The sequence below is a fragment of the Vibrio sp. M260112 genome (assembly GCF_036533775.1).
GTDB lineage: Bacteria > Pseudomonadota > Gammaproteobacteria > Enterobacterales > Vibrionaceae > Vibrio.
Genome location: NZ_JATABH010000006.1, coordinates 109,795 through 123,768 on the forward strand (window position 1 = coordinate 109,795; position 13,974 = coordinate 123,768).

Here is a 13,974-nt window from a genome sequence, read left to right on the forward strand (position 1 = left end):
GTGTGAGTGTGTTTTGTTTACTGTCTACCATTCCAATCAAGTGGATATATTAAAATCCTTACTTGTCGAGCTTGTACGGCTTAACCCTTTGTCAAACCCATTTGAGCAAGAGCAGATCTTAGTTCAGAGCCCGGGGATGTCTCAGTGGCTAAAGATGGAGCTAGCCAAGGAGTTTGGAGTGGCAGCGAATATCGAGTTCCCTCTGCCAGCTACTTTTATTTGGAATATGTTTACTCAGGTTCTACCTGACGTACCCAAACGCAGTGCATTCAACAAAGAGTCAATGACTTGGAAATTGATGCTGATTTTGCCTGAGTTACTCGGGCGCGAGGAGTTTGAACCACTCAAACACTATTTAGAGCAAGATGATGACAAATCTAAGCTCTATCAGTTGTCTGAAAAAATAGCCGATATTTTTGATGGCTATCTCGTCTATCGTCCAGAATGGATAGCCGCTTGGGAGGCTGGGCAGACGGTGTTTGAACTCGAGGACGAACATCCGTGGCAGCCTATCCTATGGCAGGCACTTTATGATCATACGGTCGCTCTTGGTCAGTCGCCTTACCATCGTGCCAATCTTTATGAGCACTTTATTGATACCTTAGAGAGCAGCCAGGCGAGTTTTGATCATCTGCCAAAACGCTTATTTGTGTTTGGTATCACTTCTTTGCCTCCGCGCTATATGGATGCGTTAAAAGCTATTGGTGAGCATATCGACGTTCATCTGATGTTTACCAATCCTTGTCGTTACTACTGGGGAGAAGTGCGAGATAGAAAATTCCTTGCTCGTTTAGCGGCTAAGCATCGTAAGCATGTGGTATGGAATCAGGATCACTCCGAACAGCATGGCGAAAGCGAACAGTTAAAAGGCGGTTTAGAAGAGAACGTCATCGACGAACTGCATACCGACGCGGTTGGCAATAGCCTGTTGGCTTCTATGGGTAAGTTGGGGCGCGATAACATGTATTTGTTGTCACAGCTTGAATCGAACGAGATCGAAGCTTTTGTTGATATCGAACGAGATAGCCTACTTCACCATCTACAAGCGGATATTCTCAATCTGGAAGAACACCAGAATGACCAGCAACTAGAGACCAGTACACACAAGCAAGTCATTGTTTTGGAAGATAAGTCGTTGACCTTGCATGCTTGTCATAGCCCGATGCGTGAGGTAGAAGTGCTTCATGACCAGCTATTAGCGATGTTCGATTCGGATCCGGCGCTCAAACCACGCGATATTATTGTTATGGTGTCGGACATTAATGCCTATAGCCCTGCGATACAGGCGGTATTTGGGAATGCACCGGGCGAACGATTTATTCCTTACTCAATATCCGACCGAACCGCAGATCAAGAAAGTCCAATCCTTAATGCCTTTATGCAGTTGGTTAACTTACCGAATACTCGTTGTTTGGCGTCAGAGCTGTTGGAATTACTCGAAACTCCAGCAGTACTAGCACGATTTGAATTAAGCGAAGATGAGTTTATTTTAGCTAAGCAGTGGGTTGAGGAATCAGGTATTCGTTGGGGATTGAACGCCTCAACGAGTGAGGAATTTGAATTGCCGGCAACCGAACAAAATACATGGCAATTCGGCATTGAGCGTATGTTACTTGGTTACGCGATGCCGAATAGCGCTGGTTTGTTTGAATCTCAATCAGGAACGATCGCCCCTTATAATGAAGTTCAGGGCATGGGGGCCGAGCTAGCGGGTAAGCTGGCACACTTTATTGAAACCATCAGCGATTATCGCCAACAACTGCAACTCACCCAGTCAATTGATCGCTGGCGTGAAGTCCTCACCTTATTGCTCGATGATTTTTTCTTGGTCGAGTTGGAAGGTGAGGCAGCATTGAAATCGATTCGAGATACTTTGGCCAATCTTAAAGAGCAACTTACTGATGCCGCCTTTGAGCAAACCTTAGCGCCAACGATCGTGGCTCAGTATCTACACAATAAACTCGCAGGGACGAGAGTCAGTCAGCGCTTCTTAGCTGGACAAGTCAATTTTTGTACCTTGATGCCGATGCGCTCAATTCCATTTAAGGTTGTCTGTTTGTTGGGGATGAATGATGGTGTTTATCCTCGTTCAATGCCCGCAGAAGGTTTCGATCTAATGAATGGTCGAACCAAACCAGGCGATCGTTCTCGTCGTGACGATGACCGCTATTTGTTCCTTGAAGCAATACTTTCAGCGCAGCAAACGCTTTACATTAGCTACGTTGGCCGTTCGATTCAGGACAATACTGAGCGCGTCCCGTCGGTATTGGTGTCTGAGTTAACAGAATATTGTCAGCAAAACTATTGTTTGGAGGGCGATGAGTCGTTGCCTAGTGATGCGTCTGGAGATGGGTTACTTCGTCGGTTGATTCACCGCCATTCTATGGTGCCATTTAGCGCCAGTGCATTTGTCGGTCAACAGCCAAGCTATGCCAAAGAGTGGCTGCCCGCTGCAAATAGACAAGGTCAAAGCGGTGGTGAGTTTAACCGTCAGCTTGAGGATTATCTGCTCGATGCCACTTATCCGTTGGAATTGGATTTGGTTGAGTTGCAGCGTTTTTGGCGTTTACCTGTTCAGTATTTTTTCAATCGCCGTTTGAAAGTAATATTTGAACCGCCACTGCCTGTTATGGAAGATGACGAGCCTTTCGTACTGAATGGTCTGCAAAGCTATCAGATGCGTGATGGTCTGCTCGATAGTTTGCTGAAGCACCGACTGGCAGGTGAACAAGATTCACAAACCGTTATAAAACGCTTTGTTGAACAACAACGTGCTCAAGGCAAGCTGCCAGTAGGTGCGTTCGGTGATATTGAATTTGAAACCAATCGCGTTCAGGCTGAAGAATTGGTCGAGAAATTAACTTTCTTATGTGGTGCTGAGCAGGAGGATTTGGAAATCAAACTCAGCTTCGATGTGCTGGGAGAGGATAAACTCGTCAACCTTACTGGCTGGCTGACCCAACACTATCAATCTGGATTGATTCGCTACCGTAGCGGAAGCATTCGTGCTCAAGACTACCTCGCCGCGTGGATTGATCATCTCTCAATGTCAGCGATGGGTATTAATAAGCCCACTCACATGATTGGCTACGATCGTAAAGAGGGCGTGGTTCATCTGGTTTACCCAGCCGTCAATGATTCGACATATGCTAAGTCACTATTAGCTGAATTGATCCGTCTGTTCTATCAGGGTATGACGCAGCCGTTGTGCTATTTCCCTAAAACCGCCTTAGCGTGTGTTGAAGCGGGTTTTAGCCGTGGTAATTGGGTAGACGATGAAGAGAAGTCGCTGAAAAAAATGGCGGAAACATTTAATGACAGCTTTATGGCTGCTGGTGAAGGTAATAATCCTTATATCGCGCGAGTTTGGCCGAACTGGAGTGACGAGCTGGCAGCACAAGTACGAATGATGAGTGCATTGGTGCTTCAGGCTCCGCGCTTAACCGCAAAAAATCGTGAAGATGTTGAGTGATTGATAGTATGAGGAAAGTAGGTGGCCGCCAGTAAATCATTATTGTGTAGGGCGTTCGCTGTACGGCCACAGGTCAGAGGGACCATGATTCGGTTGGTTGTTCACAAGTGCGGTTAAATCCAAAGTTAACGTCACTTGTTCAACACATTTCGCGGATACTAGCGGTTAGAACAATCTTCTGCCGTGAGAAAGATCCCATAAAGTCCTAACTATTTAGGCGTTTAACGTAATTACAATCATTTTTAAGTCTAGATCACACTTGGATCTTGGGTTTTGATTAGAAAGGTAGAATTTTTATGACAGCAACGTCGATGGTGACCCCGCTAAATGCCATGACTTTTCCTTTGCACGGTGCCCGGCTTATCGAGGCATCGGCGGGTACGGGTAAGACATTTACCATCGCTGGCTTATACCTCAGATTGCTTTTGGGTCATGGTGATCCAGAAACCAAGCACCAAGTCCCTTTAACTGTTGATCAGATTTTAGTGGTCACTTTTACGGAAGCGGCTACGGCAGAATTGCGCGATCGTATCCGAGCGAGGATTCATGATGCACGATTGGCGTTTGCTCGAGGGACAAGTCATGACCCTGTGATCCAACCTCTGCTTGAAGAGGTTCATGATCATAAGCAGGCGGCTGATATCTTGCTTCAAGCCGAGAGGCAAATGGATGAAGCCGGGGTCTATACCATTCACGGTTTCTGTCAGCGTATGCTGACCCAAAATGCGTTTGAGTCAGGCAGTCGATTTAATAATGAGTTTGTCACGGATGAAAGCCACCTTAAAGCACAAGTGGTTGCTGACTATTGGCGGCGAAATTTTTATCCACTGCCACTGAACTTGGCGGGTGAAGTTCGTCGACTATGGAACGCTCCTTCTGACCTGCTGCGCGATATCAGTAATTATTTAACGGGAGCACCGTTAAGCCTTTCGGTTAAAGCGATGAGTGGCACGCTGGCGGATCTGCATAAGCAAAATCTTGAACGTATTGATGAGTTGAAACAGTTGTGGCGAAGCCATCAGGATGACTTTTTTGCCATCATCAATGATTCTGATGTGAATAAACGCAGCTACACCAAAAAATCCCTGCCAGCGTGGCTGGAAGAGGTCAACCATTGGGCTGCGTCCGATACCACGGGCTATGACTCTCCAGACAAGCTGGAGCGTTTTTCTCAGCAGGTACTGTTTGATAAAACGCCAAAAGGGCGGGCGCCAGAGCATCTTGTATTTTCGGCGATCGAAGAATTTGTTGCCAATCCGATCACTCTTAAAGCGCCGATTCTTGCTCATGCAATAGAGCATTGCCGTTCTATGCTGGCAAAAGCGAAGCAGCAAAAACAGTGGTTATCGTTTGATGACCTGTTAACTAATCTCTCTGCTGCCATTGATAGCGATGAATCAGAATTGCTTGCGGAGCGTATTCGGACGCTATATCCGGTTGCGATGATTGATGAGTTTCAGGATACCGATCCTCTGCAATACAGTATTTTTAGCCGTATTTATTTGAACCATCCACAATGTGGGTTGTTCATGATCGGCGATCCTAAGCAGGCCATTTATGGTTTCCGTGGCGCTGATATTTTTACATACATCAAGGCTCGTAAGCAGGTTTCGTCTCACTTTACCCTCGGAACCAACTGGCGTTCAAGCGCAGATATGGTGGCGGCTGTAAACCAGATTTTTGAACTACCGACCAGTCCATTTATTTATGATGAGGACATTCCGTTCCTTGCGGTTAATCATAGTCCTAATGCTCAAAATCGCACTTGGTTCATCGGTGACCAAAAGCAACCTGCGCTGACCTATTGGCTGCAAGACGCTGACGATAAACCGCTACCGAAAGGTGAGTATTTGCAAGCTATGGCCAGAGCGACGGCTGACCAGATACAGTCAGTACTAACGGCGGCGCAAGAGCAGAGGGCTTACTTCGTTGATGGCGATAAGCAGCATCTGATACAGGCCGGTGATATAGCGGTTCTAGTTCGCACAGGTAGCGAAGGTCGCATGGTTAAAGAAGCGCTAGCCAAGCAGGGCATAGCGAGCGTGTACCTTTCGAACCGTGACAGCGTTTTTACTTCTTTGATCGCACAAGATATTCAGCGTTTGCTGCAAGCTGTACTTACACCTGAAAATGACCGTGCCTTGCGTGCCAGTCTCGCTTCAGAAATTTTTGCTCTTGATGCCGGAACACTCGACAAGCTCAATAATGATGAGAATGAGTGGGAAAGTGCGATCAATGAATTCAAAGAGTATCGCAAGCTATGGAGTCAGCGTGGTGTGCTACCCATGCTGCGCAGTGTGATGAGTAAGCGTCATATTGCCGAACGTATGCTGGAAGAAGAGGCGGGTGAGCGCAATCTTACTGACTTAATGCATATTGGCGAGCTCTTACAACAGGCGAGCCAAGAGCTGGAAAGTGACCACGGTTTGCTGCGTTGGCTCGCTCAGGCAATCAGTGATGCGCAAAATGGTTTGGGAGGCAGTGAGGAGCAAATTCAGCGTTTGGAGTCAGAACGCAACTTGGTGCAAATCGTGACGATTCACAAGTCAAAAGGTCTTGAATATGATCTTGTTTTCTTGCCTTTTGCTATGAGTCATCGAGAAGCAAGTGAAGCCAAGTATTACGATGCTAAGCAAGATCGAACCATTTTAGATATCGCTAAGCAGGATTCGTCGCTTGCTCAGGCCGACAAAGAGCGTTTGGCAGAAGATCTGCGTTTGATATACGTCGCCTTAACTCGTGCGGTTTATGGTTGTTTTATTGGCACGTCTCCGTTGAGAAATGGGCGTTCAACCAAAGAGCCTACGGGGGTTCACAATAGTGCGATGGGGCATTTGCTTCAGGATGGTCAACAGGGCGGTATACAAGATTTAACCATAGCTATTCAAAAGCAAGTGGATGGATTGAATTGCGTTGTGCTTTCAGCGTTGCCCCAACAGCATTTACAACCGTTTAGCTTACTAAATGAGTCTCAACATTCACTGACAGCCAGTGAACTGAGTCATGAGATTGATCGTAACTGGCGGATTACCAGCTATTCAGGATTGGTAAAGCAGGGCTCTCATCATAGCGATGAAGCCTTCACGGATCTGATGCACCTCGATATTGATTCTTCCGATGAACAGGATCAAGACGAAATTGCCGACCCAGAAATGTCGATTTTTACTTTTCCGCGAGGAGCAAGACCTGGCACCTTCTTACATACCTTATTTGAAGAGGTTGAGTTCACTCTGCCTGCGACCAGCATTGAAAACAGTGAAATTATTCTCCAGCTATTAGAAAGTGAGCAGTTAGACATCAATTGGCTGCCTGTCCTTCAGCAACTTATCGATACTGTGTTAGCGACACCTTTAGATGGTAAATCTTTGTTACTCAAACAAAAAGGCCCTAATCAACGACTGGTTGAGATGGAATTCTTATTACCGATTGAAGTGCTTTCGGCTCCAGCACTTAACCGAACGATTCAGCGCCATGATCCGCTGTCAGCCAAAGCGGGTGACCTTGGTTTTCACACCGTTCAAGGTATGTTGAAGGGTTTTATTGACTTGGTATTTGAACACCAAGGTAAGTATTACGTTCTTGACTGGAAGTCGAATCACCTTGGCGATGAGGTGAGTTTCTATCACGGCGATGCATTAAGAACGGCAATGGCCGATCATCGCTACGATCTTCAATATCAGATTTATGCTTTAGCACTGCACCGTTTTTTGCGGAGCCGTATCGCCAACTATGATTATGAGCAGCATTTTGGTGGAGTTTACTACCTGTTTTTGAGAGGTATGGATGGCGCGAGTGACCATGGTGTATTTAGTGCCAAACCGAGCTTGGAGTTTTTGATCGATATGGACAAACTGATCGATGGTGAAGCGATTGATGTGAAGCAAAATAGCGCAGGCCAGATGGAGTTACTTTGATCATGATGAATCTAGTTCAAACCCTCAAGCAGTTAGCGCTGAAAGGCGGTATCCGACAACTTGATTATCAATTTGCTCGATTCATCGAGTCTCAATCTCATGACCCATATCTGGGGTTCATTGCCGGAGTGGTGAGTAGTGAGTTAGGAAAAGGTCATATTTGTCTTCCATTGAACGATGCTCAGGGACAGGTGGTTGATCTCAGTTCAAAGCTTGGTCTTTTTGGTGAGGCTGCCCATCAACTTAATCAAATCTTGGTCGGAGTGGATTGGCATCAGTGCCTTAGTTCGGCGCCATTAGTCGGAACAATGGGAGAATCGCTGCCACTAATATTTGATGGTAAACGGCTCTACCTTCATCGCTATTGGCACTACGAAGTCGCGCTAGCCGAACGCTTAAATAGCTTTGGGTCACCTATGATCCAAAAGCCTACTGAAGTACAAAAGCTCGCAGACCTGCTCGATCATCTTTTTGCCAGAAATTATCGCTATCTATTTGAAGATATTAAGAAAAGCTTTGAATCTGGAGAGCTAAATTCGGTGCTTCGTCAGCGTATGGTTTGCGATCACCTAGACGTCGTGTGCGAGGAAATCTTGGATTGGCCTACCATAGACCAAAAGCTTGTTGCGGCGAAAAGTGTCTCTGATTTGTTGGTGTTAGATGAGTTGGTCCCTATGGCTGCTTGTGTTAACTGGCAGAAGGTTGCGGCAGCGGTTGCGCTGAGCCGACGTTTTGCGGTGATTTCAGGTGGACCGGGAACCGGTAAAACAACAACGGTAACCAAATTACTTGCAGCGCTTATCGAGCAAGCACAAAGCAATAATGAATACCCAACCATTAAACTAGTAGCGCCGACGGGGAAAGCAGCAGCCCGTTTGACGGAATCGATAGGTAAAGCGGTTGCTGGTTTGCCAGTATCGTTAGCGCTCAAGCAAGCGATTCCTACAGATGCAAGTACCCTTCATCGTCTATTGGGCGCGATACCAAACAGCGCAGAGTTCCGACATAACCAAGATAATCCACTTCACTTAGATATTCTTGTCGTCGATGAAGCCTCTATGGTTGATCTGCCGATGATGTACAAATTGATTGATGCGTTACCTAAGCATGCGCGTTTGATCTTACTTGGCGATAAAGACCAGCTTGCTTCGGTAGAGGCGGGAGCGGTGCTTGGGGATATTTGTTCGTTTAGTCATTTTGGCTTCAGTCAGTTACAAGCGACGCAAGTGGCGCGTTTAACGGGCTATACAACACTGGCTCAGACAAATAATGTTCAACCTTCGATAGCCGATAGCTTGTGTATGCTCAAAAAGAGCTACCGTTTTGATGCACGCTCAGGTATCGGTCAACTTTCTCAGGCGGTCAACGCAGGCTCGGCACAGAAAGTCGATTGGGTGTGGCAAAAAGAGTTTGCTGATATCGCCAGATTTCCTATCGATAGTCAGCACTACAGTCAATTAATTCAATCCCTAGTCAACGAGTACAGCGACTACCTCAAACGTATGAATATTTCGCAACACGATGCTAGTACCGGTCAACTTGAAACCGCGGCTCATAAAGCGAAAGCCGTATTGGAACTATTTTCACGCTGTCGTTTGTTGTGTGCTATTCGTGAGGGAGACTTTGGGGTTAAAGGGCTAAATCTGCGTATTGAACGCGCCTTGGCTGCACGTAAACTTATTCAGGTTCAGGACGAAATTTGGTATCACGGTCGACCAGTAATGGTGACACGCAATGACCATTCGCTAGGGCTTTACAATGGTGACATTGGTATCTGTATGCTTGATCAGTCAGACAGTCAGCCAAGGTTGAAAGTCTTTTTTGAACTTCCGGATGGTAGCGTGAAATCGGTGCTGCCAAGTCGAGTTCCAGAGCATGAAACCGCCTACGCAATGACGATTCACAAGTCACAGGGCAGTGAGTTTGAGCATACTCTAATGATTCTTCCACCTGAGTTTACCCCTATTTTAACACGTGAGTTGATCTATACAGGGATCACGCGAGCCAAGAAGCGTTTGAGCTTGTATGTCGATGATAGAGTGATGAAAAGAGGCATTAAGGTTCGGACTGAGCGAGCAAGTGGATTGATAGAGCGGTTGCAAGCGAATGGATAACCTTCCGTGGTTATCGAATGCAAAAGTTAAAGTGCTTTAGTGAAAGAAATACTGCGAATGCGGTATTTTTTTTGATAGTTCAAAATGAATGCTTTTAAGCCTTCTGTAACGGGAAAGACGCAGTGAACGTCTAGATTTTCTAACAGTTCATTGTCTGCCATATCCCAAAAACTCTGGACTGAGTTACAGATAATTTTTTTCATCGACAGTTTGCTCTAAGTGACGTAGTGAGTTACCTCAAGCAATCCTTGCGACTTAACTTGCGAATAAGTTAAGCGGATAAGTGAATCCTATTTAGCTCCCATTAATTTGGGAGCTCGAATTTTAAACAATCTGATGAATGAAATAAAGTGAATGATGTAGGAAAATTCACCGCTTCAAGCGCAACTATGAGAATATCAACGTCTTACAGCTGTAAAGAGAGTATTTTCGATTTACGTTGATAGTTGTATAAGTTTTGCTTGTGTGATGGCAAAGAGTCGACACCCATTTCATGGAAACCCTGCTCTCTAAACCAGTGGAGACTATGAGTCGTCAGGACGAAAATTTGTTCGATCCCCTGAGCTTTTGATTGCAATCTCATATGGTTAAGCAGCAATAGTCCTCGATTTCCATCGCGGTATTCTGGATGAATGGCCACACACGCCATTTCTGCCATTTTCTCATCAGGATAAGGATAAAGAGCTGCGCAACCAATGATCAGCCCATCTTTATCAATAATGGTGAATTGATGAATCTCTTGCTCAAGTTGTTCACGTGAACGTCTGACAAGAATGCCTTGCTCTTCTAATGGGCGAATCAAATCAAGAATGCCGCCAATATCGTCAATATCGGCAAGTCTGACTTGCTCTGCACTCGCCTCAACGACCTGAGTACCGATACCATCGAGAGAGAAAAGCTCTTGAATCAGTGCGCCATCAACTTTGTAGCTGACCAAGTGGCTACGTGGAACACCCGCTCGACATGCTGCTGTTGCTGCTCTAAGGAAACGTAAAGTCCCCGAAGAAGAGTCATTGTCTCTGCCGCGTTCGTTTTCCAGACGAGACAGAATCCGTTCTGCGTCTTTGGGAAACAGCTCGGCGACCGCGTTGCCATATTCATCAATGATGCCTTGTTCAGAACAGAAGCCAATCAACTTATCGGCATTTAATTTTATTGCGACTTGGGTCGCCACTTCTTCAGAGAGTAAGTTGAAAGACTCTCCGGTCACTGAACTGGCGATAGGGCCAAGTAAAACGATCGAACCTTGATCAAGCATACGATTGATGCCTTGTGCATCGATACGTCTTATGCGCCCACTGTGACAATAGTCGATGCCATCGTCGACACCGAGCGGTTGAGCGATGACAAAGTTACCGCTGACAACGTTGAGTTGAGTACCGGCCATCGGCGTATTACTGAGGCTCATCGATAGCTGTGCGGTAATGCTCAACTGTAGTTGCCCTGCGGCTTGCATGACGTAGTTGAGAGATGTCTCATCGGTGATCCTGATACCTTTGTGGTAAGGCGTGTGATGATTATTTTGTTCAAGAAGATTGTTAATTTGTGGACGCGCTCCATGGACCAATACAATTTTCACGCCCAAGCTATGCAACAGTGCGAGATCGCTGATAATATTGGCAAAATTTCCATCTGCTACAGCTTCACCGCCGATCATGATAACCATGGTCTTGTCTCGGTGAGCATTGACATAGGGAGCGGATTGTCTGAACCCCTTAACCAGAGCTGTACTTCGAATCTTCACAATATCTTCCGTAATGAATTTATATACAGATATATTGCAATTTTATTCTTTTTTCGGCAAGCGTTTTTTAGCGTCTAAATCTATTGTTTTTAGGCTTGGGTATAAGTATTTCTTCTAGCTGAACTTGTGAATAATGCGTCACTCTGAGCGGCGCTAGGAGATTTGATTCGAAATTGTCTATATTTTGAACGACACTTAGAGAGTGAATTCCATACTAGTGATGGGTAGGTAGTAAAGAAAGTGAGTAGTGTAAGTAAGGGTAAAAAGAAGCTCATAGAGCGAGCCATTTTGCTGTTAGCGATCGTCGCAGCTGTTGGTGCCGTTATGTTGGCCAATGTTCTTTATGACTTCTATCTAGAGAAAAAATACCCTAAGTCGAATCTTTATGGGACTTGGACTGAACAGAACGTCGCGTCTTATTCTGCAGAAGCGTTTGTCGTGACACCTGCGGGAGTCGCGATTGATGGTGGGGTTGTAGACACACACTACTCCTGGAACGGGACATATCTTGAGTATCAAGTTGGAGATAAGACTCGTCGCTTTAAAGTGCTCAATGAAGAGTTGACTGAGTTACAACTTATCTCCGAGCCTCACTACCAGCCGGTGTATCGATTGTCAGAAAACGATTAAAATTAACATTCACTAACGGCTGGCTAATTGCGTATTTCAGTCAAGTTTGTCATGCTCTTAGCATCGCTTGAAAGGAATAAAATTAGTGTTCAAAAAATATCTTCCTATCGCCGCAGTCAGCGTTTTGTTTGGCTGTGCGCAACCCACCGATCGTGCTCAGCAATATATCGATGATGAATTCAATTCGATTTTGAATAAATCCTCACTTGTTGAGTCTGACAAACCTCGTGACTTTACTGAGTTCCATCGTCAGACTGAATTGGTCGTCGATAACTCGCCCTCATTGGCGGCCACATACCAACCTTTGTATGAAAAACTCAATGAGTGGATTCTTCAAAGTGGTGAGCCGACAGAGTTTGCTAACTTCGGCATTCAGGCTGCACAGCTAGGTGGTGGAGATAAAAAAGGCAATGTCCTATTTACGGGATATTTTTCTCCAGTCATGGAGCTTCGTCATCAACCGAACGAGGTCTTCAAATATCCGGTTTATGGTAAACCCGCTTGTGAAAGTGATTGTCCTACTCGTGCACAAATTTATGATGGTGCGCTTAGCGGACAAGGATTAGAGCTCGGCTATGCTGCCAATATGATAGATCCATTTTTAATGGAGGTTCAGGGCAGTGGTTTTGTTCATTTTGAAGATGACGATACTTTGGAATACTTCGCTTACGGCGGCAAAAATAACAAAGCGTACGTGAGTATTGGACGCGTGTTGATTGAGCGAGAGCTCGTTTCACGCGAGAAAATGTCAATGAAAGCGATCAAGGAATGGGTTCTGGCAAACGATGAAGAGACTGTTCGTGAACTTCTAGAGCAAAATCCATCATTTGTTTTCTTTGAACCGCGCGCGGATGCGCCAGTAACAGGTTCTGCCGGAATTCCATTATTGCCTATGGCGTCGGTTGCTGGCGACCGCAGTATCTTTCCTATGGGGACGCCTATATTGGCTGAAGTACCTCTGCTGAACTCAGATGGTTCATGGAGTGGCGCACATCAGCTCCGTCTTTTGGTCGTGTTAGATACCGGTGGGGCTGTAAAGCAGAACCATCTTGATTTATATCACGGCATGGGACCGAGAGCGGGGATCGAAGCTGGGCACTACAAACACTTTGGTCGTGTATGGAAGCTGGGTCTTGAAAACTCAACGACTCAAGCGCCTTGGGCATTGCCACCGGAAAAGCGACAATAGTTGAACAAGGACTCGTCTCCTTCATCTAGACTTTTTATTGAAGAGTGCGTATAAATCGCACTCTTTGTTTTTGTACCAAGCGGAAAACCAATATGCGTGAACTCGATACTCCAGCTTCTGATAATTACAACCAACGTTTTGGTGGCACTCGCCGTCTTTACGGTAACATTGAAGTCGAGATTTTGCGTGCTGCGCACGTTTGTGTCATCGGTATTGGTGGCGTGGGTTCATGGGCGGTAGAAGCCTTAGCTCGTACCGGAATTGGTCAACTGACACTTATCGATATGGACGATGTGTGTGTAACCAATATTAACCGTCAGATCCACGCTATGTCTGGTACTGTTGGTCAAAGTAAAATCGAAGTGATGGCAGAGAGAGTGAAGCTGATTAACCCAGAATGTAAAGTTAATCTGATCGATGACTTTATCACTCCTGACAATCAGCACGAATACTTGAGTAAAGAGTATGACTATGTACTCGATGCGATTGACAGCGTAAAAGCAAAAGCGTCCTTACTTGCCTACTGTCGTAGTAACAAAATCAAAGTCATTACCACTGGTGGTGCTGGTGGTCAGGTTGATCCAACCCAGATAAAGGTCGCTGATTTGACTAAGACGATTCAGGACCCACTAGCGAAAAAAATCAAAGATACGCTACGTCGCCATCATAATTTTCCAACCAATCCAGCACGTAAGTTTGGCATTGATTGTGTATTTTCAACTGAGCAGTTGAAATACCCTCAAGCAGACGGCACGGTTTGTGGCGTTAAGTCGACAGCGGAAGGCCCAAAACGTATGGATTGTGCGAGTGGCTTTGGTGCTGCAACGGTAGTGACGGCGACCTTTGGCTTTGTTGCCGTATCTCGCATTGTTGAAAAGCTAATCCAAAAACACAGTAAGTAACAGGTGGAT

The 13,974-nt window shown here is 45.7% G+C and carries 8 protein-coding genes; 6 read left to right on the top strand and 2 right to left on the bottom strand.

Annotation, left to right across the window (positions count from 1 at the left end):
- The first annotated feature begins 13 nt into the window (after window positions 1-13).
- The 3 genes from recC (at window position 14) to recD (ending at window position 9,500) form a co-directional block, all read left to right on the top strand.
- Entirely contained in the window at window positions 14-3,472 is a 3,459-nt protein-coding gene (recC, locus tag QTN95_RS04680) for an exodeoxyribonuclease V subunit gamma (protein WP_331416528.1), read from the top strand.
- A gap of 296 nt (window positions 3,473-3,768) precedes the next feature.
- A complete protein-coding gene (recB, locus tag QTN95_RS04685; RefSeq protein WP_331416529.1) occupies window positions 3,769-7,386 on the top strand; it encodes an exodeoxyribonuclease V subunit beta in 3,618 nt (1,205 codons plus the stop codon).
- Window positions 7,387-7,388: 2 nt separating this feature from the next.
- The gene (gene recD, locus QTN95_RS04690; protein WP_331416530.1) at window positions 7,389-9,500 is read left to right on the top strand and encodes an exodeoxyribonuclease V subunit alpha; all 2,112 of its coding nucleotides are present in this window, start codon (window positions 7,389-7,391) and stop codon (window positions 9,498-9,500) included.
- 26 nt (window positions 9,501-9,526) lie between these two features.
- On the opposite strand, the gene QTN95_RS04695 is transcribed toward recD, so the two are convergent.
- Window positions 9,527-9,703 carry a hypothetical protein gene (locus QTN95_RS04695; RefSeq protein WP_171052109.1) on the bottom strand — a complete coding sequence of 59 codons (177 nt, stop codon included), beginning with the start codon at window positions 9,701-9,703 and terminating at the stop codon, window positions 9,527-9,529.
- 203 nt (window positions 9,704-9,906) lie between these two features.
- Complete coding sequence (gene argA, locus QTN95_RS04700) at window positions 9,907-11,244, bottom strand: amino-acid N-acetyltransferase (RefSeq protein WP_331416531.1); 1,338 nt, start codon at window positions 11,242-11,244, stop codon at window positions 9,907-9,909.
- Between the two features lie 240 nt (window positions 11,245-11,484).
- Between argA and QTN95_RS04705 the strand changes: the two genes are divergently transcribed.
- The 3 genes from QTN95_RS04705 (at window position 11,485) to tcdA (ending at window position 13,965) form a co-directional block, all read left to right on the top strand.
- Window positions 11,485-11,874, top strand: coding sequence for a DUF2850 domain-containing protein (locus tag QTN95_RS04705; protein ID WP_331416532.1), 390 nt, complete (start codon window positions 11,485-11,487; stop codon window positions 11,872-11,874).
- A gap of 85 nt (window positions 11,875-11,959) precedes the next feature.
- Entirely contained in the window at window positions 11,960-13,063 is a 1,104-nt protein-coding gene (mltA, locus tag QTN95_RS04710) for a murein transglycosylase A (RefSeq protein WP_138970489.1), read from the top strand.
- A gap of 92 nt (window positions 13,064-13,155) precedes the next feature.
- Window positions 13,156-13,965 (top strand): tRNA cyclic N6-threonylcarbamoyladenosine(37) synthase TcdA, encoded by an 810-nt coding sequence (tcdA, locus tag QTN95_RS04715; RefSeq protein ID WP_331416533.1) that lies wholly within the window; start codon window positions 13,156-13,158, stop codon window positions 13,963-13,965.
- The last annotated feature ends 9 nt before the right edge of the window (window positions 13,966-13,974 follow it).

What these genes read in the sequence shown, in the direction of transcription:
- recB (WP_331416529.1), top strand. Translation starts at nt 3,769, where the DNA reads ATGACAGCAACGTCGATGGTGACCCCGCTAAATGCCATGACTTTTCCT.
- recD (WP_331416530.1), top strand. Translation starts at nt 7,389, where the DNA reads ATGATGAATCTAGTTCAAACCCTCAAGCAGTTAGCGCTGAAAGGCGGT.
- QTN95_RS04695 (WP_171052109.1), bottom strand. Translation starts at nt 9,703, where the DNA reads ATGAAAAAAATTATCTGTAACTCAGTCCAGAGTTTTTGGGATATGGCA.
- tcdA (WP_331416533.1), top strand. Translation starts at nt 13,156, where the DNA reads ATGCGTGAACTCGATACTCCAGCTTCTGATAATTACAACCAACGTTTT.